Here is a 25561-nt window from a genome sequence, read left to right as displayed (position 1 = left end):
CTCTCGATTATCATCGGCGTTGCGCTTGGCGGTGTCATGGGGATGATCAATGGTCTCATGATTACCAAGGGGAAAATGGCGCCGTTTATCGCCACCCTGGCTACCATGACGATATTCCGAGGCCTTACGCTCGTTTATACGAACGGTAACCCGATTACGGGTCTCGGCGACAGCCTTGTATTTCAATTGTTCGGCCGCGGATACCTGCTGGGTATTCCGGTACCCGCCATTACGATGATTATCACGTTTGCGGTGTTATGGGTCATCCTGCATAAAACGTCTTTTGGCCGCAAAACGTATGCCATCGGCGGTAACGAAAAAGCATCGCTTGTATCCGGTATTAAAGTACCGCGCGTCAAGATTATGATCTACTCCCTGGCAGGGATGCTGTCCGCGCTGGCGGGCGCGATTCTGACCTCCCGTTTGAATTCGGCACAGCCGACAGCGGGTACGTCCTATGAATTGGATGCCATCGCAGCCGTTGTTCTCGGCGGTACGAGCCTGACCGGCGGTCGCGGCCGGATTGTCGGTACGTTAATCGGTGTGCTGATCATAGGCATACTGAACAACGGGCTCAACCTGCTCGGTGTGAACTCTTTCTATCAGATGGTTGTCAAAGGCGTCGTGATTGCGATTGCCGTACTGCTCGACCGTAGAAAATCGGCTTAAGGGGGAGAATGAACGATGAAAAGAACAACTTTGCTGCTCGTATCGCTTATGCTGATCTTCATAACAGGCTGTTCTCTGGAGCCGCCGGAATGGGCGAAGCCCAAGGCTAGCGGCGATGTCAAAGACATCAAAATCGGTCTTTCCATCTCGACCTTGAATAACCCGTTCTTTGTATCCCTGAAGGATGGCGTCGTCGCCGAAGCGACCAAGCAAGGAATGGAGGTCGTTGTCGTAGACGCACAGAATGACTCGGCCAAGCAGAGCAACGACGTCGACGACCTGATTCAACAGGGCGTCAATGCACTGCTGATTAACCCGACGGACTCGTCCGCGATTTCAACCGTAGTGCAAACGGCAAACAGCTTGGGCATTCCGGTCATTACACTCGACCGTTCCGCAGATCAAGGCGAGGTCGCTGCGCTGGTTGCCTCCGATAACGTCAAGGGCGGTCAGATGGCAGCCGAGTACATCGTGGATCAGCTGGGCAAAGATACGAAAGTCATTGAGCTCGAAGGCGTTCCGGGTGCTTCCGCGACCCGCGAACGCGGCCAGGGCTTCCATGATATCGCAGATGAGCAGCTGAACGTGGTTGCGAAGCAGGCAGCGGATTTTGACCGGACGAAGGGTCTTACCGTCACGGAAAATCTGCTGCAAGGTAATCCGGACGCCAAAGCGATTTTTGCCCACAATGACGAAATGGCCCTGGGCGCAATCGAAGCGATCCAAAGCTCGGGCAAAGACATCATGGTCATCGGCTTTGACGGTAACGACGATGCGCTGAAGTCCATCGAAGCCGGCAACCTGACGGCTACCGTAGCCCAGCAGCCGGAGCTGATCGGTCAGCTTGCCGTCGGGGCAGCGAAAGACGTGCTGCAAGGCAAAGAGGTAGAGAAGAATATCGCCGCGCCGCTGAAATTGGTAGTGAAGGAGTAATCCAGCAAGATCAAGAAGCGTTACCTTTTGCGATAGAAGCAGGGTAACGCTTTTTTTTTCGGGACATATTTTGCTCATTTCTTCCGGGCTGCGAAGTAACTCACAGCCTTGCGATAACGGCGGGAATACAATATCGTTACAAGAGGACAGTTATTTCGCATATGGTATTATAATGGATGTGTATGCGTTTACTGCTTAGATGTGATAAAGGAGCTATGTAACTATGACGATGGAGAAAAGAAAACATGCGATCGTGATCGTGGGGTATGGCGGAATGGGCAGCTACCACGCCAAGCTGATTAAGGACAATGCATATCTCGAGGTTACGGGAACCTTCGATGTTTTGAAAGATCGCCGGGAAGTATCCCAGCAGGACGGGTATCCTGCCTATGAGAGTTATGAGCAGGTACTAAACGATGCTGCGGTTGACGTGGTGCTCATTGCTACGCCTAATGACGTGCACAAGGAACTGGCGCTGCAGGCGTTTAATGCCGGCAAACATGTCATCTGCGAGAAGCCGGTAACATTGTCCGTCAGTGACTTCAAAGAGATGGTGTCTGCGGCCGATGCTGCCGGCCGGGTGYTGATGGTCCACCAGAACCGCCGCTGGGACGAGGATTTCCTGACGATTAAGCAAATGTACAACGAAAAGACGATTGGCGATTTGTTCCGTATCGAATCCAGGGTACACGGGGCGAACGGCATTCCGGGCGACTGGCGCCATCTGGAAGCGCACGGCGGCGGCATGCTGCTGGACTGGGGCGTGCATCTTCTTGACCAGGTCCTGTTCATGGTGGACAGCCGGATTACGAGCCTGAGCAGCCGCTTAAGCTTTATTCTCGGCGATGAGGTGGATGACGGCTTTGAATCGGTCATTGAATTCGAGAACGGAGTATCCGTTCTGATTGAAGTGGGAACGACCAATTTCATAACGCTGCCTCGCTGGTACGTCAAAGGAACCGAGGGAACCGGCATTATTGAGGATTGGTCGTTAAACGGAAGAGTGGTTACACGGAACCAGGATGCGGTGAAAGTGGAGCCGAAGCCAATTCAAGCCGGGGTAGGATTGACCAAAACGATGGCTCCTCCTTCTGAAGAAGCTACCATTACGGGAGCTCTGCCGGAGCCATACCGTCAATCCAGCAGCTTCTTCGATAACTTTGCGGCCGTGATCCAAGGCGAAGCTGAGCCGATTGTGAAGAACGAGGAAGTGCTGCGCGTTCTGAACCTGATCGAAGCCGTGTTTGAATCGGCCCGGACGGGAGAAACGCTGAAGGATTTCGATATTTACCCTGCGTAATCTATATCGATTAGCTCTCATTCTTATTATAGAAAAAGTACCGCGGTGCCAAGCAGATGAAGCTTGAGGCTGCGGTACTTTTTATGTTCAAGATGTGGTTGCGGACAGCTCATGCTCAATGCCTAAGTCGAAAGTGTAATGTTATTTTGCATGATTCACCTGAACGCTCTCTCCCTTCTGCAGCACCCGCCTGTAGTCGCTGGGCGACCAGCCCGTATCCTGTTTGAACAGCTTAGAGAAATAGGAATAGTTGGCGTATCCCACCTTAGCCGCAATCTGGTACACCGACAATGGTGTTGTCTCCAGCAGATGCTTGGCCGCCTTGATGCGGGACTGAATGATGTAAGTACCTAAAGACACGCCCGTTTCCTTCTTGAACACGCGGGCCAAATAATCCGGGTTGAGGTAGACGAGTTCAGCCAGGCTCGTTCGCGTCAGCTCATCCCCGTAATGGCAATGAATATAATGCTTAATCTCCTCCACCACGGTATGCGAATGGTCGGCGTAGGCATGGTATTCTGCTGCCGTGCTGACGAGATACTCCGTATATTTCTCCATATCTTCAATCGAGTTCAATGACTGCAGGAACAACTGGTCATTAGTTTTGCCGGTATACAGCTTATGTGCCTGGATTTCTTTTCCCTTCAGATAGGAATAGACCAGCTGCACGATATCCAAGCGGAATAAACGAAGCACCGAGGCGTTGTAGACGCCATTCCTGGCTAGGTTTTGCAAGTATTTGCGGGTTTCAACCAGAAACCCAGCCGGATCGTTCCCGCTGAGAAGCGCTTCCCAGTCCTGCAGCGGGGGAGGGGTATACGCGACTTCTTGCAGGGAATGGTGTTCCAGAAAAATAATCTGATTCCGCTTCTTGATCATATCCTCATTCATTTGCAGCAGAATCCGAACGGACTTGTTGATTTCCTCCAACGCCGCCGAAATCGATACGCTGCATGAAGCATCGCTCCGAAGGAATTGATTGGCTTTTTCAATGAACGACGTGCAGATGTTTTCCATGACGCGGGAGTCAGGAGGATGATTCCATTTCAGCATGACCATCCAATTGTAATCCTTATATTCCATAGCGGCTTCAACCGTGAAGAGCGGGTCCTGGAACAATTCGGACAGCACGTTGAGAAAAGCATAGTCAAACAGATCCTTGTCTTCTCTCCCCAAACTTTGATCATGCGGAAAAATGGTGATGAGCACAGGAAGAAATAGATCCGACATCTTATAGGACAAATTCTGCTCCGCGATATATCCTGCGATGGCGGTCCGGTCCGAAGAAGCTTTCCTTTCTTTGATCAGCTTGCTCCAAAAATGCTCCTGGAGCTTTTTTTGATTTTTTTTCCACAGCTGTCCGTCCTGGATCGCTTCCTGATCGCTTTGCTGTTCCTTTGCTTTATAGGCGGCTTTGGAGATGATGAGGCTTAGCTTATCGAATTCGATCGGCTTCAGAAAATAGTCAAAGCTTTGCAGCTCAATGGCTTTCTGCGCATAATTGAAATCAGCGTAATTCGTCAGAAATATCGTCTGAATGCTGTATTGTTCCTCGCGAATCCAGGCGAGAAGCTCGAGTCCGCTGCCTTGCGGCATTTCGATATCGCAGATGAGGATGTGGACCGAATGCTGCTGCAAAATATCCCTTGCTTGCGCAACGCTGTAAGCAGTATAGACCTGTTCGATTGAAAGTGCCTTCCAATCGATTTTCTTCTCCAGCGCGACCACGACAAAATAGTCATCATCCACTAGCAATATGTTCATTGAATTTCTCCTCTCCGTTCCTGTATGGGTTGTGGAATCGTTAATGTGACGCAAGCGCCGCCTTCCTCCGGGTTTGAAAATTCCACAAACGCCCGGCGATGATAGAGCAGCTCCAGCCGCTGAAGGGTGTTCATGATTCCGATGTGTTTTCCTTCGCTTTGATCAAGCGGTTTGCCGGCTGATAATTTTTCCAATACTTCGGCGGGAAACCCGGGTCCGGTATCGGATATCCGGATGACCATAGTAGGTTTCTCCCCCTCCATCCGCAGGCTAACGGATAATCGGATTTGCAGCTCTTGATCTCGGGAAACAGCGTATTTTACCGCGTTTTCGATAAAGGTCTGTAACACGAGGGGCGGAATGGTGAGACCGGAAAGCTCCTCTTCAACATCAATGCGATATGAAAAGGCATCACGGTAGCGGTGCTTCTGAATCTCCAGGTAAATGCGGACATGCTCGATTTCATCTTGCAGCCGTACGACATTATCTCCGCTTTGAAAGATGTAACGAAAGTATTTGGATGTGGACAGCGACATATATTCGATTTCCTTAAACATCTGCATTTGCGCCATGCTGTAGATATTCGTCAAGCAGTTCAGGAAAAAATGGGGGTTAATTTGCAGCTTCATATAATCCAGCTGGATTCTCTGCTTATCCAGCTGCTGCTCGTAAATATCGATTTTAAACTTCTTGATCTGTTCGATCAGATGTTTGAATTGGGAGTTGACTTGCTCAAGCTCGATAATCTCGCTGCTCATGAAATCCAGATTCTCGCTGTCCTCGTGGATGCGCCTTACATTTTCTGAAAAATTCTGAATCGGCTTTAACACCTTCTTCTTGAAATACAGCATAACTACGCTGAGCGTGCACGTCAGAACAACAAATAACAGCATAATGAGAAGCTGGGCGATCATGATTGTCTCAAATATGCCGAATTGGATCACCAGCTGCACGTTGAAGGAGGCGTTCGAGAATCCCTCCGTAACCGTAGTCCGCGGCTGGGACAGGCTCAGCAGGGATGCCTTGGCTCCTTGAAGACGGTTGGCATCCATCACGCCTGTACCCGGGCTCGTAAGGGCTGCCCCCTGAGCATTCACCAGAGAGACGAAACCGTCCTCGCCCAAATCCAGCTGCTGGAGCGGCCGGATCAGATCGTTGGCGGAGATGAGGCAGATCAGATACCGGTTGTGGTAAGGAACGATGTTGATGATGTAATGGGTGTCCTGAACAAGGATCGGGTTCCAGTTGGAGTAGAACGTTTCGTATACGTTTTTGGAATCCGTGAGGGATACGATCTGTTCCTTAAGTTCCAGGAACTCTGTATATGACAGGGACATGGGTCCATAGTTCTGGAAGAAGTCCTGTTCCTTTAAATAGAAGAAGAAGTTGTATTCCTGGCCGTAGTTTTTCTGAAGCTCGTTAAACTGTTTATGCACTCTTTCGTTCGATTTAATATAATCCACGTAATCGGTGCCCGGGGTATCCATCATCTTAACGCTCTCATCATTCGCGAGCGTCCAGCCCATATAGTGGTTGATGTAGGAGAAGTCATGATTGATCTGCCGGATGTACAGATTCGCCGTATCCTGCAAATATCGGGTGGACTGCTGCTTTACGATGAAGATGGAGGCGAAGCTGATCACCAGATCCACTACAAGGGCAAAGATCGAGATAAAGAGCATGATTTTCACATAGTGACGGATGGGATAAGGCTTGTTATTCAATGCTTTAACCATACGGATGCCTTGGTTCCTTTCAGTCCGCTTCCATATGAAAGCGTTTTTATGGTGGTAAAAACATTATAAATGGAAATCACGAAAAAAGCAGGAGTGAACGCTCGGGCATCTATCATAAAGTCCGGATACCACATCGTAAAGTCCGGATAATGGCATGCTTCCAACAGGGGACTCGAGGATTCCTTGAAGGGGGATAAGGAGAAGGTCCGAATAGCGCATGATGAGGTCCAAATAACGATTCCGGGCAGAAGTATACTTAAGTTGCTTACGCGACATGCCGGTTTCACGACGACGCGAACAGAAAGGGGAATCGATTTGAAAGCAGGCCAACTGAATAGAACCACGCACCCAACCCTCGGGCGGATCAGAAAGAATTGGGGCCTGTATTTGCTGCTGCTGCCTGCGGTTGTGCTGGTTCTGTTGTTTTCTTACGTACCGATGTACGGCATCCTCATCGCATTCAAGGACTACAGTCCCGCTCTCGGCATTATGGATAGTCCATGGGCGGGTCTAAAGTATTTCGAGAAATTTTTTAACTCTTATCAATTCTCGACAACGATCACCAACACGCTCGTAATCAGCTTATACAGCGTTGCGACGTTCCCGATTCCGATCATGCTTGCCCTGATGGTCAATCAGATGCGCCAGAATGGGTTCAAGCGTTTCTTCCAGACGGTAACCTATATGCCGCATTTTATATCCACGGTCGTGATGGTGGGACTCATGCTGATTCTGTTCTCGCCAGGCTCGGGATTGATCGGGAATATTTTCCGGCTCTTTGGTGCCGAAGCGCCGAACCTGATGGGATCGGCCGGCTTGTTCAGCAGCGTGTACGTATGGTCGGATGTGTGGCAGCATACGGGCTGGGACAGCATTATCTATATCGCGGCGTTATCCGCCGTGAGCCCCAGCTTGTACGAAGCGGCTACGATGGACGGGGCAAGCCGGTGGCAGAAAATCCGGTTTATCGATATCCCGATGCTGATGCCTACGGTCGTAACCTTGCTTATATTGCGGATCGGCAGCTTGCTTGGCGTCGGCTTCGAGAAGGTTTACCTTATGCAAAACAGTCTCAATATTACCTCCAGCGAGGTCATCTCCACCTATGTGTACAAAATCGGGATGCTGAGCAGCCAATACAGCTTCTCGTCGGCGATCAGTCTGTTTAATACAATCATTAATTTTGTTCTGTTGATTCTGGTTAACCAGATTTCGAAAAAATACAGCGAAAACAGTTTGTGGTAACACAAGAGAGGAAGGGTTCTATGGGCGTTGTGGAAATAAAAGAGAAGACAGCGCCAAGGCGGAGGAATACCCGATCTTCCGACAGGGTGCTGGAGATCGGCCTGTATGTATTCGCTGTCTTGATGCTGATCGTGTTGATTTACCCGCTGTACTTCATCATCATTGCTTCGTTCAGCGAGCCGGCCGCGGTTGCGAATGGACAGGTATGGCTGTGGCCCAAGGATTTTACGCTGGCAGGCTATCAAGAATTGCTGAAGCACTCTAATATATGGATTGGGTACCGAAATACGATTGTGTATACGATTGTAGGTACCGCCATCGGCTTGGTGGTTAACATATCGGCAGCTTACGCGCTCTCGCGAAAAGACCTCGTAGGCCGCAAGTATATATCGCTGCTCTTTATTTTTACGATGTTTTTTAATGGCGGTTTGATTCCGACTTTTATGACGATCCGCGATTTTCAGTTGTACGATACGTTTCTTGTTATGGTGCTGCCGTTTTCGGTAGCCGCCTTTAACATCATTGTGGCACGGACTTTTTTCCAGAGCAGCATTCCGGAGGATTTATGGGAGGCGGCCCAGCTTGATGGCTGCGGAAATCTGAGATATTTCGTGACCATCGTGATTCCGCTTTCGAAAGCGGTCATCTCGGTCATTGCCTTGTGGACGGCAGTGGGTCATTGGAACTCCTATTTCAATGCCCTGATCTATTTAAAAGATACGAACCTGTACCCGCTGCAGCTCATCCTGCGAAATATTCTGGTCACCAACCAGATGCAGTCCGCCATGGGTACCGGAGAAGCCGCGGCCATTGCGCTGCGACTCGCCAATATTATGCGTTATGCAGTCATTATCGTCGCAACGGTGCCGATCATGTGCATCTACCCGTTTGTACAGAAGTATTTCAATCAGGGGGTGATGATCGGAGCCGTGAAGTCGTAAAGCCGGATGGATCTATTAAAAATAATAATTGGGGGAATGGTTAAATGGGAACAAACCATGCAAAGAGGAGACATCGCTTCAAACTGGCTGGCGTCATCATGCTGGCCGCAATCCTGCTGTTGAGCCTGGCGGGCTGCAGCGGCGGCAAGAAGGAGGACGCCAAGACGGATGCCGAAACCGCGTTTAACAAAGAAGGCCTGCCGATTGTCAATGAGCCGATAACGCTGGACGTGCTGACCGTTCGCTGGGGCAACATGGGGGATACGTTCCTTCAGAACCAGTGGCTCAAGGATTTGGAGAAGGAGACGAATGTCAAAATCAATTGGCAAATCATGTCTTCCAATGATTGGGGCGAACAAAAGTCGATCATGCTGGCGAGCGGTACGCTGCCGGATATTATTTTCGGCGATATCGTATTCAGCGATTCCGACATCGTGAACAACCTGTCTTATTTCCGTCCGCTCGACGACTATATCGATCAATACATGCCAAACCTGAAAGCGGCACTGGAAGAAACACCCGAAATGAAGAAGATGAGCACATTCCCGGATGGTAAAATCTACTCTTTGCCGGCGCGGCTGCCGTCAAGGCCGAAAGCATCGATCCAGCCGATTATCAACAAAACATGGCTGGATCAGCTCGGCCTTGATATTCCGGACAACACAGACGAGCTGTACGAGGTATTCAAAGCGTTCAAAGAAGGAGATCCGAACGGCAACGGCAAGGCCGACGAAATTCCGGTCAGCGGATCGGGGAACATCAGCATCGATCTGTTGAACCCGTTCGGCATTACGGACATCAACGGAAACAGCATGATGGTCATCGATAACGAGCCCGTGTTCTACCCGGTCACGGAGAATTATAAAGAAGCGATCAAGTGGGCGCATAAGCTGTACGCCGAGGGCCTCATAGACCAAGAGATCTTTACGCAGGACAGCACCATGTCCACGGCGAAGCATCAGAACCCGGATGCGGCGCTGATCGGCTTCTCGAACCAGTGGGTGCCGGACGCGGTGTTCGGGAAGTGGAAGGATCAATATATTGCGATTCCGTCCATCGCCGGACCTGACGGAAAAAGGTATCAGGGCGGCGAGCCGCAGGGCATGAGCCTCCGCAGAAACGAATTCCTCATTACCACGTCGAACAAGTACCCGGAAATTTCGGCTCGTTGGGCGGACCAGTTCTATACCAATGAAGCGAGCATCCAAAATTTCTGGGGAGCCATCGGCACGGTGATTCAGAAGAACGACGACGGAACGTTTACGCTGATGAGTCCGCCGGAGGGAACGAGTGCGGATGCCTGGTATTGGGAGCAATCCGTAAGGGATTTTGGACCGAAGTACGTAAGCCCGAGCTTCGAGAAAAACATCATTCTGGATGAGACCACGGGCGATGGCTTGAAGCTGGTCATCGACAAGCTGGGCAGCGATTACGTAACGACGCCGTTCCCGAACGTCATGTACAGCGCCGAAGAATTCCAGGAGCTGCCTACGCTGACAACGGATATCGATGGTTATGTCGGCACGACCCGCGCGAAGTGGATATCCGAAGGCAATATCGATGCGGAATGGGATGCGTACGTCAAGAAGCTGAACGATATGGGTCTTGAGCGGCTGGTACAAATCCGCAAGGAAGCCTATCAGCGGTATATCAGCGTCAAATAGGGATTGACGGCAATCGTCATGAGCTGCCCCGCAGATTGATATGCTGCGGGGCAGTAACGTTTCGAACGATGACGAAACTGTGATTTATTTATGCGATCAGCTTCAACGGAGAAGGCGGAATTGTTTTGGAGAAGCGAAGCGTACCCCCGAAAGCTTTCCAACGGAAAGCTCGCATCGAAAGCATATACGATCCCCGGATTTTAACATTATTAAATTTCATTACGAGAAAATCCGGGGGTAACAGGGATCGGAAAAACAATCCGAATTCGTAGTGATGAATGGGCAATGTTATCAATCTACAGGTGGCAACCATGCGAAACATAAGTCACGGTGTGGAATGAATATCGGCATGAGAGACATAATGACCTGGTAGCCAGCATATATCCGAACGGCATAATCAATACCAGTGAGAGATAAGATATATATACAAGGAGGGTATCGATGATGAATCAATTTCGAATCGGATTAATTGGATTGGGCGGGATGGCGCAGGAGCACATCCGCTGGATGAATGCAGAGAATGTCTATCAGTTCGTGGCCGTGAGCGACGTCAATGGAGAAGCGGTGGCCCGAGTAGGCGATCAGCTGGGAATTGAGGATGGCAAGCGATATGCAGATTTTAAGGATTTAATTGAAGATCCGGACGTCGATGCCGTCATTTCGGTTACGCCTAACAACGTGCACGCGGATATTATTAGAGCATGCCTGCAAGCGGGCAAACCTTTTTTGGCGGAAAAACCATTTACGCGGGTGTTCGAAGAAGCAATCCCGTTGCTGGAGCTCTACGAGAAACAGCCGGTTCAGGCCATGATAGGCTTTACATACCGTTACACGCCGGCTTTTCGTTATGCCAGGGAACTTGTCCGAACGGGCAAACTCGGGACGATCCGTCACTTCTCCATTCAGTATTTGCAAGGGTTTGGCGTGCCGAGCCAGCAGGTTCCCTACATGTGGAGATATAACAAAGCCGTCACGGGAACGGGGACGCTTGGAGATCTGGGATCGCATATGATCGATATGGCCCGATTTCTGTTTGGTGAATTTGAAGAAATTACGGCCCAGCTGCATACCATCATTCCGGAACGCAGGGACCCGGTAACGGGAGCGATGGCCAAGATCGAAGTCGATGATTTTGCCAGCTTCCAGGCTCGGATGACAGATGGCATGATGGGCGTATTCCAGACGTCGCGCAATGCCTTCGGTTCAGGCAATCAGCATGAAGTATCCATTTACGGCGACCACGGCACGGTCCACGCCAGCACATTGGATCCGGAACGGGTGATATGGATTCGCGAAGAAGAGCCCGGGCAGCTCGCGAAAACGACAATGGAGGTGCCGCAGCATTGCAAAGTCAAGCAGTATGCCGATTTTGCCGGGCTATTACGGGGAACGCCTGCCGACGGGATCCCAGAGTTTATGGACGGGTACCGGAATCAAGAGGTGCTGGATGCAGTCGTTAGGGCACATGAGACCAAAGCGGTGGTAGAGCTTCGGAATCATGGCCAACGGATCCAGAGCAAGTCATAACGTCTTGCCCATCCAGATATACAGCGCCATCAATGTGAACAGAAAGAGACAAAAGTTAACGCTTACAAATAACCCGCGAAGTAACGCGGAGCGGTGGAATTGAAATGGAGTCTTAAGCTCCCCCGTCCCTTCGATCAGGAACAGGATCAGCACTGTATGAATGATCGTATGGCCTATGACTTCCTTGTAACCGAATACAAGGCTTGTCATAATAAAAATGCCAGATACCAGGAGGGCGGTGAATCGGCTCATGATACCCACGATAAATGCCCACGCCAGCCCAATTTCGATAAAAGCGGTGATCAGGACGAAATTCTCAATGGTAAAACCGAAGGTAGGAAGCCCGTAGCTGCCCATTACCGAGCAAGCCAGTTCGGGAATGGTCAGTTTTTCCATGGCAAGCCAAGCGAGGGACATGCCCGTGCATATATACATGACGGGGGCAGCCGTTCTTTTTATTGGAGTGCCGCTCACAAACAGATAATACACGATACCGAGATAAATCAAATAATCGATGGAATGAAACATACCGTAGGTTAATGAAGCTTGCAGATAGAGCAAGAATAAGATGGCACCACTCACCGGCAATGTGCGCTTATAGAGCAAGCAGGCTGCGGCGGCGGAGAGACCGAGGATAATCCACATGGAATTGGTTCTGAACTCGGGCGCCAGATACGAGCCGCTCAGTAGCTGCAGCACCAAGCCGATGGCCAGCCCAATGCGCAGGATGACTTCGGTATGGGGCCTTAGCCTGTACAGCCATTGATGAACTTTCATGACCGGCCACATCTTCCCCAGCGGATCGTGGAAGACGCATGTGAGCAATAAGATCAACAATGTAAACGCTAACCAAAACAGGAATGTCAGCGTAACGATCCGGGGAAAGGGCAGGGGGACCCATTCAAAGTTATCCGTAAACCATTTGACATGATTATAGATGTTGCTAATCTTGGAGAAATGCATTATCATTCAATCAGCTCCTCCCTTAACCAACTCTAGTCACTTATCCAAGATAATACAATATTAGATAAAAAAGTATATTATTGGATAAATATATCCCTCATTATGAAAATATTATCCCTTAAGAGCATTTAAAGACAGCGTTTGAACTTATAGTTATAAGCTTCACTAAACAAGCCGATCCATCCGGATCGGCTTGTTGTTATGTCTCATGCTACGAGTTCTTATTACTGCTGAAAACGACTGAAAGACAGGCTCAGCCCAGCTAAGGAAGCTGTGTTCCGCCAGCATAACGTTCAATGGTTTCGTAAGGCAGATGATCGGTAATCAGGCGACTGTAATACACGATTCGTAGGATGCCGTCCTCGTCCAACACAAACTCTGCCKGAATCCGATTGAAATTTGAACCTTCTTCCGGCGTCAGCTTCAAACCTGCCGCTTCTGCTTCATCCGTGAACTGATGCACATTCGGTTGAGCTAAGGTGGCTTGTGTCTTGGCTACCGAGGTCTCGACCCCATAGAGAGAGTAGAGCTCCGCATTCGGATCGGCAATAAGTGGAAACGGCGCATTTTGCTGACCGACATGCTGCTGAAGTGCTGCATCCGGTGATTCAAAAACGCAAATGACATCCAGATGCTGCTGCTGCCACAGAGGATATCGCTGAATAAACTGGTGCACCCTCAGATTGCATAGGGCACAGGCAGCGTTGCGGAAAAAGGCGAGAAGTAATTTACGTCCGCGATAATCTTCCAGTGAAACCATATTTCCATGTTGATCTACGCTTTGGAATAATGGAGCATAATCTCCGGGTTGAAGCATGTTGTTCATTTTGGATTTCCTCCTGGCTTAACGGTATATAGGCGCGAGGCCTATTACCAATGTAGCAGGGAGGACTCCATTGCTCTGTGACTAGGTCACATAGCAGCTTCTGTTAGACAGGCCCGGTTGATTATTTTCACCCAGCCTCTTCCTGTCTCCAGCCATCCTTTCTTTTGGAACTGGCCCAGCGTACGGGAAACGACCTCTCTTACGGAGCCAATGTCATCCGCAAGCTCTTGGTGGGTTGTGCGCACTAGTGGATGTTCATCCGAGCTGATGCGCAGCAGAGTCCTGGCAAGGCGCTGCTCCAGCGGTAATGTCTGTCTCTCCTGCAGCATGTTTGCCATCCGCAGTGTTCCATCAAGCAGACCGCCAAAAATAGCGCTGCGGATGGGTTCATACACCTGCAGCCAGCGGAGGAAGCTGTTTTTCAGCACATACAAGACCTCGACCTTGGACTCGGCAATCAGAGTGCCCGGATAGTCCTGCCCGCTTAGCCCGCTAAGTACGAGGAGCGAACAGACTTCTCCGGCTGATAGGATGTTTAATACCGATTCGTTGCCATCTTCGTGGATGATCGTGATACGTGCCGATCCGCTGATGAGGAACATGCCATAAATCGCGGCATCCTCTCGTTGAAAGATTCTCGTTTTGCTTCAAAATGTTTGGTAAACGGATTAGCTTGAATCCATTCTTCCGGTGGTACGACTTTCAAATAAGGGAAGATGTCGGTTATCTGCTTATCATTCAATTCAGGCTTCATGATGGGTTTCCGCCTTTCGGTAATCATGGACGGACATGCGAAACTGCTATTCTATATAGTTAACATTTCGGCCTGACAAAGTTCAAGCGAATTTATCCGGATTTCATGCGGAAGGACTCCTTTGGGACGGTTTGCTATAATGATATAAGCAAGCGGTATAGGTCAGGGAAAAGGGTGAGGAAGATGAATGAAACAGAATACATAAGGGATACACCCATGAATATCAGGAAGAGGCAAGGAGCGGTACTCATGCTGCAGGGCACCGCTTCGGATGTAGGTAAAAGCATCGTCACAACAGCGCTATGCCGCATATTTCTACAGGATGGTTATCGCACGGCTCCATACAAATCGCAAAATATGGCTCTTAATTCCTATGTGACCCTGGATGGCAAAGAGATCGGCCGAGCACAGGGCGTACAGGCTGAAGCCTGCGGCATTGCCGCAACTACGGACATGAATCCGATCCTGATCAAGCCGATAAAGGACATGCATTCGCAAATCGTGATCCACGGCGTACCTCAAATGCAGATGAGTGCAATGGATTACCGGACTCTGTTCCTGCCGAAGGCTAAAGAGATTGTGCTGGATGCACTGGATCGACTGCGGGAGAGCTACGACATCGTTGTTATGGAGGGGGCGGGAAGTCCGGCGGAGATCAATCTTAAGGACCGGGACATTGTTAACATGAATTTGGCAGGATGGGCGGATTCACCGGTTATTCTGGTTGCCGATATCGATCGCGGAGGTGTGTTCGCTTCCATAGTAGGTACGCTTGAACTGCTTGAGGCCCATGAGGTGGCCAGGGTCAAAGGATTTATCATTAACAAATTCCGCGGGGATCTGGCGCTGCTTCAGCCGGGACTGGACTGGCTTGAAGAGCGGACAGGTATTCCCGTGCTGGGCGTACTCCCTTATATACAGGACATGCGGATCGAGGCCGAGGATTCGGTTGTGCTGGATGAGCTTCAGAATCAAAGACTGGAACAACGAGACCTCGATATTGTCGTGATCCGGTATCCGCGTATTTCGAACTTTACGGATGTTGATGCGCTGCGCATGGAACCGGATGTTGTCGTTCGCTTCGTCCAATCGGCGGATGAACTTGGAATGCCGGACGTCATTATTTTGCCTGGTACCAAGGATACGATCAGTGACCTCGGGTTCCTCCAGGATCGGGGACTGGCCGATGCGATTTTGAGCCAGACGCGGCAGCGGGATGTACAGCTGGTTGGCATCTGCGGAGGATATCAAATGCTGGGCGAGCAGCTGTCGGATCCGCATGCGGTCGAAGGGAGCGTTCGGGAAGCGAAGGGGCTCGGCCTGCTGCCGATTCAGACTTCCTTTTCAAAGCATAAAAGGACCGTTCGGGTGAAAGGGAAGTTGTTACAGGAACATTCGCTGAGGTTCGTTGTCTCGGATACAGAGGCGGATTCGTCGATTACGGCCTATGAAATCCATATGGGCGTGAGCGAATGGAGCGCCTTGTCTGGCGGCTCAGAATACCGCCCGCTTTTTTCGATTGAAGCGGATGGCACAGATGCTTTAAAGACGAAAGAAGATATTCAACCGCATATTGAAGGGACAGCTACTTCGGATGGACGCATATGGGGATGTTATCTGCATGGCTTGTTTGACAACGATGTCTTTCGCAGATCCTGGTTGAATGGCATTCGGATGAAGAAAGGGCTAACTCCAATTATGGAAACATTCAAAGCAGAAGAGCGCAAATTCGCGGAATTTGACCGTGTAGCGGAAGTCGTTCGTAATCATGTGGATATGAAAAAAATATATGAAATCATCGGTTATACGCATTGAATGATAAGGAATGCATCCGAACATTCAGGTAATAATGATGAAGAGGAAGATAACACCATGCAGGCAGCATGGTGTTATTTGTATGGAGCGAACAGAAAAAAGTTGATTAATTATAGGATAGGGGGGTATACTAAATATATAGACGCATGATCATTCGTCTTGCAGTATATTCGATGATTGGAGTGATAGCCCATGTTGAATAGGAAGGGCACCATACTAACCTTAACGGGCATACTTGCTTTTGGATTGTTGACAGCATGCGATAACGCGAAGCTGGCCCCCGATGCGGGCGGTCATGGCGGGAACCATAAAAAGGAAAATGAAAGTCAGGAAACGAACGGGCATGGCGAACACGCTGGCGGGCATGAAACGGCCTCAGATCATTACAACGCCGCGTTTACATGGAATGAACCGGTAAGAGCAGGCGCCGAATCCGAGCTGACGATTCGAATTACGGATCAAGACGGTGGACCTGTCCAGGATTTTGATGTCAATCATGAGAAGCTCCTGCATCTGATCATCGTGAATCGCGATTTGTCTTTCTTCGAGCATATTCATCCGGATTACAAGGAGAATGGCGTATTTACCGTGAACACGACATTCCCGGCTGGCGGCGACTATAAATTGTTCGCTGATTTTGTGCCTAAGGGTGCTGGAGGGGCCACGCTAAGCGAATGGGTTCAGATTGAGGGAGAAGCAGGGGAATCTTCGGCGATTCAACCGGATTCCAGCCTAATCAAACAAGTAAACGGCAAGGAAATTGAACTGAGCCTAAGCAATACGTTATCGAATGAAGAGGTTGTGCTCGCCTATCATATTCAGGATGCCAAGACAAAGCAAGGAATCAACAACCTGGAGCCATACCTGGGCGCAGTGGGGCACGTGGTCATTCTGTCCGAAGACGCTGAGCAGTACATTCATGTACATCCCCTGGACGAACGGAGCACAGGACCCCATGCGGAATTCGCCACTACCTTCCCACACAGCGGTATCTACAAAATCTGGGGACAATTTCAGCATCAGGGTGAAGTGATGACCGTGCCTTTTGTTGTTGAGATTAAATAATTTTCGCTTGAGGAGTGATCGATATGACAGAATCATTAAAAATCTATACCATACCCACTTGCAGCGACTGTCATCATGCCAAGCGTTACTTCAAGGAGCAGGAGGTACCGTATACGGAGTATGATTGCACACAGAACCCGGAATATCCGGAAGAAGTACGACGTCTGACAGGAAAGCAGATTGTACCTACGATCGTTATTGGTGACAAGGTATTTATCGGATTTGCCGATAACTTTCAGGAGATCAGGGAATTGATTAAATAATAAGGGCGCATGGAAATGGAAAAGAAGCATGGATCGTTCCCGCGGGAGGATCCATGCTTCTTTTGCTGGTGAGGAGCCAAAAAGTATCGCCTTAGACTAGTCGGTAAGCGTAATGCTTCGTTGCATGCTAGCCCCATGCCGCTAATCGCTCATTTATGCCTATCAAGACGATGGGCGCTTGCGGATCAGTTCAATCACGCTGGCGAAGTCGTCCCCTCCATGTCCATCCTCCACCCGGCGTTTCATCAGCTCGAAGATCGGTGTGAATGTCTCGGGGCTGACGCCTTGTACCCTGCTAACCTCCCCGATGGTGTCGTGGGCGGCCTGCATCGCCAGGCTCGCATCCTTGGCGGAGTAATCACCGGAATCGATCTGCTTCGCCATCTCCGGCATGGTGGACATCATGGCTTGCAGAAAAGGCATCAGCAGCGTCGTCGTGAAGTCCAATGCCTTCACGCCTTCGGTGCCCACAAGCGCCACCGCATGGATAAAGCCCCCGAACATACCGTACATTCCGCTTAGCAGTGCCAGGTCATTCAGTGGGGCAAGCGCAGGATCGGAACCTAAATAGTGACTTGTACCTAAGCTGTCCAATACCTGTTTATAATTATCGTAAGCTGTCTTCGAACCGCTGTAGAGGATAACGGCATGGGGCGTGGCGATCAAGGAAGGGACGGCCATGATGCCGCCATCCAGATACTCGGCGCCATGGTTTCTCATCCATGTCCCCATCGTGCGGGCCTCTTCGGGAGTACCGGTTGTCAGATTTACGACAACCTTGCCGGAAAGCTTCTCCTTCATGGGTTCCAGAATATGGCGGGCGGCATCATAATCAAGTACGCATATAATCAAGAGGGGGCTGGCGGCGATGGCATCTGCGATTTCCGTAGCGCCGGAGGCACCTAAGCCTACAAGCTCAGCGGCTTTTTCAGGTGTGCGGTTCCAGACTGTGGTGGCATATCCGCTGTGCAAGAAGGTGCCTGCCAGCTTGGAGCCCATGGAGCCTAATCCGATCACGGTTACTGAAGGAAGGGTGGAGCTGTTTGCCTTCGCATCGTGAAGATGGTTAACGTTTGATGATCTATCAAGATTTGCATTCATCGGTAAAACCCCTTTCTGGACTGGAATGATACCGATTCTAAAGTATGACACTAGTGACAATGTCAAGACAGATCATCATCATGAAATTTGATGCTACACCTAATAAAACGTAAAAAATCAGGTACTGTGCGGCCAGAATGTTCGTTTTCATCAATTTTTTAATGGTAATTCGCAGGTGTAAATAATCAGAAGCAGTGTTATTATATGGGTTGCGTCTTTTGGAAAAGATCGCTGGGCAAGCGTCGATATCCCATCGTAGATTTTTTGAAACGATTCGGAATATAACACGTATCAATACTCACTGCTTAGATGGAAGGGGTAGACACACAGTGGATAATGGGATGAACGTCATTTTGTTTGAAAAGAGGCCGGACGGTGAGCTGGTTCAGATTGAAGAGCGGTCATGGACGATGAACATGGTAGCTGCACTGGAGCATGTGAATTATATCGTTGTTGGCGGCCGGGAATATGAAACGATTGAAGGCAGATTAAGTGTAGACACGGGTAAACTTGAGCTTCTGCTCGTTCCGATGCGGAACGATTAATCCTGTCCGAAAGGAGAAACCATCTTGAGTAATGAAAAAGACAAAAAAGATCAGCCTGCATCCAAATGGCTGACGCCGGAAGGCAAACCGATTCGGGTCTTGTCGAGCTCGCTGGGCATCGCCTTGCTGGCGAACGCAGTTCTGGTATCGGGCGCAGCAGCGAAAGACCTCGCTTCGGAAGCGGTTACCTCATCCGAAGAGCCGCAGCTGGTGTCCTGGTCAACAGAAGAAGTAAAGAAGTATTTTGACAAGAATGTTGATTGGAACATTCCGTTTCCTAGCGAGAAGGAATTCCAGGAAGAACCGGTAGAAGGAGCCGCTGCAGGATCAGGTTCGGGCGGCGGAACAACGATCGTCAACAACTATGGCGGGTACAATTCCGGCTTCGGCTGGGATGATTTGCTGCTTTATCACATGCTGTTCAACAATGGTTCGTATTATTCATCCAGCGGATGGTACAACAATCATCGCGGTTATTATGCGAATAACGGCAAGCCATATAAACCCCGCACCTATTCAAGCGGTACGTTCCAGAACAAACCGGTGGTGAACTCCAACGTCCGTCCTAAGACCTCAACGTCATCTTCGGGGACGATTACGCGTCGTTCCACGTCGTCGAAGTCCGGGGGCATTGGCGGCAAATCCAGCGGGTTCAGCTCGTCGGGTTCGAAATCCAGCTCCAGATCCGGCGGTTTTGGAGGATGAGTCACGACAGCGTATTCACCGTATCGGGACTGCCTGACCCCAATCGGGAGGGACGCGTAGCGGAGCTCGTGGAGCTCGGCTTTACCTGGGCGGATTTGGAAGGGGAGGCCTACTGGATAGACCAGCTTGTCACCATACGCCAAGAGACCTATCGTGAGCTGGAAGAAGCGGCTGCGGTATTATGGGCTATGCTGGACAAAACCGTCCGTTATATCCATCGCAATCATCATATATACAGTTTAATCGGCATTCCGCCCGTCCTGTGGCAGATGCTGGACGAATGTCCCCTGCCGGAAGAGGGATTGATCAGCCGGTATGCCAGGTTTGATTTTGCTATTGCCCATGACGGCAGCATCAAGCTGCTGGAGCTGAATGCGGACACGCCGACAGGCTATGTTGAGGCTTCCATTGCAACGCCGTGGATGTGCGCTCAGGCCGGTATCTTCTCTCCCAACGAACGGATGCAAGAGCTGGTCGCACAAGCGTGGGGAGTTGAGCGTCCGGATACGGCCGCCTGCATTGCTTACGGCGAGCATAAAGAGGACTCCGGGACGATCGAAGCATTGGTCCGGCACAGCGGGCTGGATATCCGGTTGGTGGATTGTCTTGATCTGTGGGTGGACGAAGGCATGCTGAAGGACGGGGATGGCCGGGAGATTCACCGGATGTTTGCCCTATATCCGAAGGAATGGATGTCCGTCGATGATGGCGGAGATGCGCTTGCCTATGCCATCGAGACAGGACGACGGCAGCTGTTCAACCCACCGCACAGCATTCTGCTGCAATCCAAAGGACTGCTTGCCGCCATGTGGGGGATGTACGAGCTGGGCCTTTTGTTCGATGAGAAAGAACGTGAAGCCATCGTCAATTATATGCTGCCGACATACAACAAACCGGTATTCTCCGGCAATTTTGTATCAAAGTCGATGTTCGGCCGCGAGGGTGGTTCAGTTAAGCTGTACGACCAGGCCGGACAACTCGAGGTAGAGGATCAGGACGGCTATGATACAAGTGTCATGTTTCCGACGGTCTATCAGCGGAGGGCAGACCTGGCCCGCGTCGAGACGGCGGAAGGCGAATTTCATTTACTGACAGGATTGTTCGTCCTTAACGGAATCCCTTGCGGTTTGCTGGGACGGGCGGGCGGTTTGATTACGGGTAATTCCAGCCATTTTATCGCAATGGGAGTGAAATAAATGCAGTTGAAACAAAAAAGAAGGCAGCATAGCGGTGCTCCTAAGGGAAAGAGGAAACCTCAGGTTGTCCTGGCGGTAATGATCCTATCCCTCATGGTCCTGGCGCTGAGTGCATGCTCCGGCAATGGGTCGACGGTATTCCACACCGGATCGGAGGAAGTATCCTCAACCTCTGCTCGCGTGCCTTGGGACTACCGGATCATTGAAGGGACCGTTGGCGATTTGATTGGCGGCGATATGACCGTCCTGCCGGACAACGAGCTGCTGCCAAACGATAACAATTATGCTACCGGGGATAAAATTTGGACGCTTCAATTCATGGATGCGGAGCTTACCACGGATGCGAATCAGCGCAATGATATCCGATTATCGTCTTGGCAGACGATTAAGTCGTTTAAGGACAAAAAAACGGCGGAATCGGATTTAACCAACCTGAAAGTCACGGTCAAAACCGATGTAAAGCTGGTTGGGGTTTATAAAACAACGTATAAAAAGGACACCAGGCATTTTGCTGTCATCGAGCTGCCGACGGGCAATCGGATCAAGCAGCCGATCGATGAGAAGCGTTATGCCGCAATGGAGAAGAAGGACAGGGTTGATGTTGTATTGGAGGAAGTGCATGATTTCGCCGATTACGACTTGGCCTATGCAAAATTTCGGGGGTGGGCGGATTGACGGTCGTCATTAATATTGTTGTAAGTGTAATCTGCATTATCGTGCTTCAATTGCTGGGTATGTTGATTTTCAGCTGGATGACCCGGTTTAACGACATGGAGGAGCTGAAGAAGGGCAATGTTGCGGTTGGCCTTGCTTTTGGCGGCAAGTTTATGGCAACGGCCATTATTCTGGGCATATCCGCATATACGAATTCATCGATCTGGCACATGATGCTGTGGTTTGCCGTCGGGTATGTATGCTTGATTGTCGCCTATTGGGTATTCGAGCTGGCTACACCGGGCATTCGAATTAGCGAGCATCTGCAAAAGGGGAACGTTGCGATCGGCATTCTGCTTGCGATGGTGTTTATCGGTACGGCCTTTGCTATCAGCAGCCTGATTATTTAGGTCAAATAGCACCATTTTCGGGAGAGGAGCAGGAGCGTGCACTTTTTTCTAAGATTATCTTTGAAAATGATGCGTCTGCGTAAAACAACGATCAGCGTGATTGTAGTACTGTTTGTGGTGCTGTGCTCGACCCGGGCATTTCTGCTGGAGCCGGAAACGTTTCACCATTGGTTTAACGCCTTTTATTGGGTACTTACCACGATGGCAACAGTAGGGTACGGCGATTATTATGCAGTTACCGTGCCAGGCAAGATATTAACGATATTTATCTATATCTTTGGTATCGGGCTGCTCAGTTTGGTGATCGGCAAGGTGATTGAATCGTTTGGAAGCATGCAGCGGCAGAGAGGAGCAGGCAGGTTGAATTTTAAGGGTAGTGGTCATGTCATCATTATCAATTGGAGCAAAAAGGCACAATCCGCTATTGAAGAGATCCTGTTGTTTGCACCGGAATCAGATATTGTTCTCATTGATGAGCTCAACCGTCATCCGGTGGAGCATCTCGAACAGGTGCATTTTGTAAGCGGCGATCCAGCAGCGGATGACGTGCTGATGAGAGCCAATATCATGGAGGCCAAATCGGCCATTGTTTTTGCAGACGCCCGAATTGATGAATCGGCTCTCGTGGACGGCAAGTCGCTGTTGATCGTATCCAGCATTGAACGAATTGCGCCAAATGTACATACCACGGTTGAGATTGTGCAGGAGAAGCATGTTCAGAATTTCCGCTACAATCATGTGAATGAGTTTGTGCTCTCACATGATGCCGTGTCCCGATTGGCCGTACGCGCAGCGCTGCAGGAAGGAAACTCGGATGTGCTGATGCAGCTGCTTAGCCGCCAGCATGGCGATGATATTTACGAAGTGGCATTGGACCCTGCATGGAACACCTACGGCGATGCCTTTTTGGATCTGCTGCGGCAAGGAGCGACGCTTATCTCCGACCGCAACGACCTCAGCATTAATCGCAAGCTCGATGTGTCGATTCCGCGGGATGCCAGATTGTATGTGGTCTCGGACGAGGCGACCTATAAGCGGATTGCCGGCAAGCTTACCTGAAGTTGGGCCTTCAATCCGATGCCCGTGGAATGACACGGGACCTTCGGATTTAGTGATACCGGAATCCAGAAGTTTGAACATTCGGCACAGATAGAAATATCCAGCCCAACAACGCCCCCTGTTTATAACAGCGGGCGTTTTCGTGCGTTAAGATTCAGACCAACTCTCTCAGAACGCTCTCGCTGCTCTTCTCCAGCGTCATGGGAAACAGCTTCACTTTGCCGGGGGATAAGGCTCGAACCTCTTCATATGCGGCGTCAGATGCATAGATCAGATCGGATTCCTCGATCCGCTGCAGTAGGTCCTCCCGATTATCCAGCCCAGCCAAGCTGGCATGGACCCCCTCAATACCAGCTTCTTTCATACGGCTGGCCATCCACTGTGCACCTGCCTTACCCAAGCAAACAAAGCTGATACCACTTCCAGGTGTAAGCCGGGCAATATCGAGCAGGACCGATGTTTCCACGCTGGCGCCAATGACCGTTACTTTTTTGTCATATTTGCTGCACAAAGCCTTCACTTCGGTATCGTGGTTTAAAGTCGTGACGATGAGGTTTGAGTACTCCAGTGCGTCGAATATGGCTTGTGTCCCCGTCAACAGGTCCTCGAGAAATACCGTTTTCACTTCGGCACCCGTTATTTGCTCAATCGCTTTCTGATAAAAGGGAAAATCATGTTCCTTGCATTCGATGAACAAAATACGCTGTTTCGTGTTCAGGACAGGCTCCTGCAGCAGGGTAAAGGCGAGGGATGCGGCAAAGAACTCGCTCGCCGGGATGTTAACGGAGCTTAGCTCCTCCGTCGTTCGCTCTACCAGCGCGTGCATGATCTTTCTGCGAGTTCTAAGCTCCTCTACCTGTGCGTTGTTCAATACCTGCGTTCCTTTGCCTTTATGCATCGAGACGATCCCCTCATCCTTCAACTGGTTGTAGACCAGATTTACGGTGTTGCGATTCAGTCCCAGCAGATCCGCCAGCGCACCGGCCGGAGGGAGCATATCGAATGGTTCGATCTGTCCAATACCAATCAGCCACTTTAACTGCTCTTTAACCTGAGTACTGACATTAAGGGTGGCGTGCGGGTCGACACGAAGCATCAGTTTATGCGGCATAACGAAACATCCTTTCCTAGTCAACTAGTAATTTAACTGTACACAAACATCTGCAAATTATCAAGAAAGGTATTGACATGTAAGGTTGTGATTCATTATTTTATATATAACCAAATAACTAGTTAATTATGAATATAGGGGGATAATCAATGAAGGACCAGGCAGCAGCATATGTACAGAAAATGAAGGGAGGGGCTAGAAGTCCGTTGACCGTTCGTCCCATGAATATCGCCATTGGCTTTATCGGCGGCGCTGTTTCCATCGGATTGTTGGCTCTTCTGACGACACTTGCAGGGAGTGTTTGGATCATGGCACCCTTTGGGGCGAGCTGCGTGCTTGCGTTTGCGGTGTGGGATGCGCCGCTATCACAGCCCAGGAACCTCGTGGGAGGTCATCTGATTTCCACATTCACGGGACTCGTAACGCTTGAGGTTCTGGGTGACGGAATCTGGGCTATGGCCATCGGCGTGGGAGCGGCAATCAGCTTGATGGGGATAACCAAAACGACCCATCCACCGGCTGGTGCAGACCCTTTGGTTGTGATTATGGCTGGCAGCGGATGGTCATTCTTGTTTACCCCTGTGCTTGCCGGGTCCGTCATGATCGTGGTTGTGGCTCTGCTAGTCAATAATGCGGTGAAGGAGCGAAGATATCCGACTTTTTGGTGGTGAAGGCAGTTTTTTCTTTGATGAATAAACGGTAATCATGGTAACTTCTTCAATCTTATATCGCCAATAACAGACTCGGATCTACAATGGACCGGGTCTGATTTATGTTATTCTGCCGCAGATTTTAAATTTCCCAAACTAATTTATATACCACGATGCGGGGAGATCCAAACCGAAATCATAAAAAATAGGCGATACTTACCACTTGATCCCGAGTGTCAATTCTATAGAATATTACACAATCCCGGTACAGGACTCTATTCTCATTTTGTATAAAAGGTAAATATTGCCAAACCTTTACAGAATGCGGTTCTCAGCCGTTTTTTTATACGACTTTGGTATCAAATTTGTAATAACTATGGATAATGATGTAAAAATGACCGGAACTTTAGCAATTTTTTTGCGTTTAACCTTATGATTCACGAAAATTTTCTGAAAATCTTCGTCATATCGCTGCTTTCCTCAAATGGAATGAAGTCGTGCAGTTCCAGCTTTATTCGGACAGCGATGCTGTTCACTGCACACAACTAACATCAGGCTGTTAAGTTGTCAAATGACAGGGGTGAAGAGGCAGCGGTAAGTTTTATCGGGGGAAAAATGTGGAAGAGGTTTGTTTTACTTCTTTTTGACTACTATCGATATCGGAA

23 protein-coding genes and 1 pseudogene (1 of these 24 only partly in view) are annotated in these 25561 nt (G+C 49.9%); 17 read left to right on the top strand and 7 right to left on the bottom strand.

What is annotated here, in order from left to right:
• From ACPV3A_RS06455 to ACPV3A_RS06445, 3 genes and pseudogenes are all read left to right on the top strand, one after another.
• Window positions 1-669, top strand: a pseudogene (locus tag ACPV3A_RS06455) (ABC transporter permease subunit) (it extends 263 nt beyond the left edge of the window).
• Between the two features lie 15 nt (window positions 670-684).
• Complete coding sequence (gene rbsB, locus ACPV3A_RS06450; protein ID WP_426198471.1) at window positions 685-1602, top strand: ribose ABC transporter substrate-binding protein RbsB; 918 nt, start codon at window positions 685-687, stop codon at window positions 1600-1602.
• Between the two features lie 223 nt (window positions 1603-1825).
• Window positions 1826-2902, top strand: coding sequence for a Gfo/Idh/MocA family protein (locus ACPV3A_RS06445; RefSeq protein ID WP_194541798.1), 1077 nt, complete (start codon window positions 1826-1828; stop codon window positions 2900-2902).
• Between the two features lie 141 nt (window positions 2903-3043).
• On the opposite strand, the gene ACPV3A_RS06440 is transcribed toward ACPV3A_RS06445, so the two are convergent.
• Entirely contained in the window at window positions 3044-4666 is a 1623-nt protein-coding gene (locus tag ACPV3A_RS06440; protein WP_426198470.1) for a response regulator, read from the bottom strand.
• A complete protein-coding gene (locus ACPV3A_RS06435) occupies window positions 4663-6402 on the bottom strand; it encodes a sensor histidine kinase (RefSeq protein WP_426198469.1) in 1740 nt (579 codons plus the stop codon). The genes ACPV3A_RS06440 and ACPV3A_RS06435 overlap by 4 nt, the downstream gene beginning before the upstream one ends.
• 315 nt (window positions 6403-6717) lie before the next feature.
• Between ACPV3A_RS06435 and ACPV3A_RS06430 the strand changes: the two genes are divergently transcribed.
• The 4 genes from ACPV3A_RS06430 to ACPV3A_RS06415 all read left to right on the top strand — a co-directional run bounded on the left by ACPV3A_RS06430 (window position 6718) and on the right by ACPV3A_RS06415 (window position 11779).
• Window positions 6718-7647, top strand: coding sequence for an ABC transporter permease (locus ACPV3A_RS06430; RefSeq protein ID WP_220685951.1), 930 nt, complete (start codon window positions 6718-6720; stop codon window positions 7645-7647).
• Between the two features lie 20 nt (window positions 7648-7667).
• Window positions 7668-8588 (top strand): carbohydrate ABC transporter permease, encoded by a 921-nt coding sequence (locus tag ACPV3A_RS06425; RefSeq protein ID WP_194541802.1) that lies wholly within the window; start codon window positions 7668-7670, stop codon window positions 8586-8588.
• A 44-nt stretch (window positions 8589-8632) separates the two neighbouring features.
• A complete protein-coding gene (locus ACPV3A_RS06420) occupies window positions 8633-10252 on the top strand; it encodes an extracellular solute-binding protein (RefSeq protein ID WP_194541804.1) in 1620 nt (539 codons plus the stop codon).
• Window positions 10253-10693: 441 nt separating this feature from the next.
• Window positions 10694-11779, top strand: a complete 1086-nt coding sequence (locus ACPV3A_RS06415) for a Gfo/Idh/MocA family protein (protein ID WP_233354806.1) — start codon at window positions 10694-10696, stop codon at window positions 11777-11779.
• Here the strand turns inward: ACPV3A_RS06415 and ACPV3A_RS06410 are convergent.
• The 3 genes from ACPV3A_RS06410 to ACPV3A_RS06400 all read right to left on the bottom strand — a co-directional run bounded on the left by ACPV3A_RS06410 (window position 11774) and on the right by ACPV3A_RS06400 (window position 14203).
• On the bottom strand, window positions 11774-12748 hold the full coding sequence (locus tag ACPV3A_RS06410) for a hypothetical protein (protein WP_220685950.1): 975 nt from the start codon (window positions 12746-12748) through the stop codon (window positions 11774-11776). The two genes, ACPV3A_RS06415 and ACPV3A_RS06410, sit on opposite strands and share 6 nt — an antisense overlap.
• Before the next feature lie 256 nt (window positions 12749-13004).
• Window positions 13005-13568, bottom strand: a complete 564-nt coding sequence (locus ACPV3A_RS06405) for a peroxiredoxin family protein (RefSeq protein WP_426198468.1) — start codon at window positions 13566-13568, stop codon at window positions 13005-13007.
• Window positions 13569-13654: 86 nt separating this feature from the next.
• Window positions 13655-14203 carry a Crp/Fnr family transcriptional regulator gene (locus ACPV3A_RS06400; RefSeq protein WP_426198556.1) on the bottom strand — a complete coding sequence of 183 codons (549 nt, stop codon included), beginning with the start codon at window positions 14201-14203 and terminating at the stop codon, window positions 13655-13657.
• Window positions 14204-14538: 335 nt separating this feature from the next.
• On the opposite strand from ACPV3A_RS06400, the gene ACPV3A_RS06395 reads away from it, so the two are divergent.
• The 3 genes from ACPV3A_RS06395 (at window position 14539) to ACPV3A_RS06385 (ending at window position 17465) form a co-directional block, all read left to right on the top strand.
• Complete coding sequence (locus ACPV3A_RS06395; RefSeq protein WP_233354807.1) at window positions 14539-16137, top strand: cobyric acid synthase; 1599 nt, start codon at window positions 14539-14541, stop codon at window positions 16135-16137.
• A 192-nt stretch (window positions 16138-16329) separates the two neighbouring features.
• Window positions 16330-17202 carry a hypothetical protein gene (locus tag ACPV3A_RS06390; RefSeq protein ID WP_426198467.1) on the top strand — a complete coding sequence of 291 codons (873 nt, stop codon included), beginning with the start codon at window positions 16330-16332 and terminating at the stop codon, window positions 17200-17202.
• 23 nt (window positions 17203-17225) lie between these two features.
• Complete coding sequence (locus ACPV3A_RS06385) at window positions 17226-17465, top strand: glutaredoxin family protein (protein WP_071223769.1); 240 nt, start codon at window positions 17226-17228, stop codon at window positions 17463-17465.
• Window positions 17466-17627: 162 nt separating this feature from the next.
• Here ACPV3A_RS06385 and ACPV3A_RS06380 read toward each other — a convergent pair whose 3' ends face one another.
• Window positions 17628-18566, bottom strand: coding sequence for an NAD(P)-dependent oxidoreductase (locus ACPV3A_RS06380; protein WP_426198466.1), 939 nt, complete (start codon window positions 18564-18566; stop codon window positions 17628-17630).
• A 329-nt stretch (window positions 18567-18895) separates the two neighbouring features.
• On the opposite strand from ACPV3A_RS06380, the gene ACPV3A_RS06375 reads away from it, so the two are divergent.
• The 6 genes from ACPV3A_RS06375 to ACPV3A_RS06350 are packed head-to-tail and all read left to right on the top strand — an operon-like array spanning window position 18896 to window position 23135.
• A complete protein-coding gene (locus ACPV3A_RS06375) occupies window positions 18896-19111 on the top strand; it encodes a hypothetical protein (protein WP_113057067.1) in 216 nt (71 codons plus the stop codon).
• Between the two features lie 24 nt (window positions 19112-19135).
• Window positions 19136-19816 (top strand): hypothetical protein, encoded by a 681-nt coding sequence (locus ACPV3A_RS06370; RefSeq protein WP_426198465.1) that lies wholly within the window; start codon window positions 19136-19138, stop codon window positions 19814-19816.
• Window positions 19813-21012, top strand: a complete 1200-nt coding sequence (locus tag ACPV3A_RS06365; RefSeq protein WP_426198464.1) for a glutathionylspermidine synthase family protein — start codon at window positions 19813-19815, stop codon at window positions 21010-21012. Before ACPV3A_RS06370 ends, ACPV3A_RS06365 begins: the two co-directional genes overlap by 4 nt.
• Complete coding sequence (locus tag ACPV3A_RS06360) at window positions 21013-21687, top strand: hypothetical protein (RefSeq protein WP_220685944.1); 675 nt, start codon at window positions 21013-21015, stop codon at window positions 21685-21687.
• Window positions 21684-22076 (top strand): DUF350 domain-containing protein, encoded by a 393-nt coding sequence (locus tag ACPV3A_RS06355; protein WP_100536174.1) that lies wholly within the window; start codon window positions 21684-21686, stop codon window positions 22074-22076. Before ACPV3A_RS06360 ends, ACPV3A_RS06355 begins: the two co-directional genes overlap by 4 nt.
• A gap of 36 nt (window positions 22077-22112) precedes the next feature.
• Complete coding sequence (locus ACPV3A_RS06350; RefSeq protein ID WP_426198463.1) at window positions 22113-23135, top strand: ion channel; 1023 nt, start codon at window positions 22113-22115, stop codon at window positions 23133-23135.
• A 154-nt stretch (window positions 23136-23289) separates the two neighbouring features.
• Here ACPV3A_RS06350 and ACPV3A_RS06345 read toward each other — a convergent pair whose 3' ends face one another.
• Window positions 23290-24246: a GntR family transcriptional regulator gene (locus ACPV3A_RS06345; RefSeq protein WP_194541818.1), complete on the bottom strand. Its 957-nt coding sequence runs from the start codon at window positions 24244-24246 to the stop codon at window positions 23290-23292.
• A 149-nt stretch (window positions 24247-24395) separates the two neighbouring features.
• Here ACPV3A_RS06345 and ACPV3A_RS06340 point away from each other — a divergent pair, with 149 nt between their 5' ends.
• Window positions 24396-24917 carry an HPP family protein gene (locus tag ACPV3A_RS06340; RefSeq protein ID WP_071223782.1) on the top strand — a complete coding sequence of 174 codons (522 nt, stop codon included), beginning with the start codon at window positions 24396-24398 and terminating at the stop codon, window positions 24915-24917.
• Window positions 24918-25561 lie beyond the last annotated feature (644 nt).

Origin of the sequence: Paenibacillus sp. Dod16 (assembly GCF_049893405.1) — a bacterium.
Taxonomy (GTDB): Bacteria; Bacillota; Bacilli; order Paenibacillales; family Paenibacillaceae; genus Paenibacillus_AQ.
Note: the sequence above shows the minus strand (reverse complement) of the source record. Positions and strands in the feature narration are given on the sequence as shown.

Coding starts and splice junctions, on each gene's coding strand:
- ACPV3A_RS06390 (WP_426198467.1), top strand. CDS start 16,330: ATGTTGAATAGGAAGGGCACCATACTAACCTTAACGGGCATACTTGCT.
- ACPV3A_RS06410 (WP_220685950.1), bottom strand. CDS start 12,748: ATGATAATGCATTTCTCCAAGATTAGCAACATCTATAATCATGTCAAA.
- rbsB (WP_426198471.1), top strand. CDS start 685: ATGAAAAGAACAACTTTGCTGCTCGTATCGCTTATGCTGATCTTCATA.
- ACPV3A_RS06385 (WP_071223769.1), top strand. CDS start 17,226: ATGACAGAATCATTAAAAATCTATACCATACCCACTTGCAGCGACTGT.
- ACPV3A_RS06425 (WP_194541802.1), top strand. CDS start 7,668: ATGGGCGTTGTGGAAATAAAAGAGAAGACAGCGCCAAGGCGGAGGAAT.
- ACPV3A_RS06435 (WP_426198469.1), bottom strand. CDS start 6,402: ATGGTTAAAGCATTGAATAACAAGCCTTATCCCATCCGTCACTATGTG.
- ACPV3A_RS06440 (WP_426198470.1), bottom strand. CDS start 4,666: ATGAACATATTGCTAGTGGATGATGACTATTTTGTCGTGGTCGCGCTG.
- ACPV3A_RS06345 (WP_194541818.1), bottom strand. CDS start 24,246: ATGCCGCATAAACTGATGCTTCGTGTCGACCCGCACGCCACCCTTAAT.
- ACPV3A_RS06360 (WP_220685944.1), top strand. CDS start 21,013: ATGCAGTTGAAACAAAAAAGAAGGCAGCATAGCGGTGCTCCTAAGGGA.
- ACPV3A_RS06395 (WP_233354807.1), top strand. CDS start 14,539: ATGAATATCAGGAAGAGGCAAGGAGCGGTACTCATGCTGCAGGGCACC.
- ACPV3A_RS06420 (WP_194541804.1), top strand. CDS start 8,633: ATGGGAACAAACCATGCAAAGAGGAGACATCGCTTCAAACTGGCTGGC.
- ACPV3A_RS06365 (WP_426198464.1), top strand. CDS start 19,813: ATGAGTCACGACAGCGTATTCACCGTATCGGGACTGCCTGACCCCAAT.
- ACPV3A_RS06415 (WP_233354806.1), top strand. CDS start 10,694: ATGATGAATCAATTTCGAATCGGATTAATTGGATTGGGCGGGATGGCG.
- ACPV3A_RS06340 (WP_071223782.1), top strand. CDS start 24,396: ATGAAGGACCAGGCAGCAGCATATGTACAGAAAATGAAGGGAGGGGCT.
- ACPV3A_RS06380 (WP_426198466.1), bottom strand. CDS start 18,566: ATGAATGCAAATCTTGATAGATCATCAAACGTTAACCATCTTCACGAT.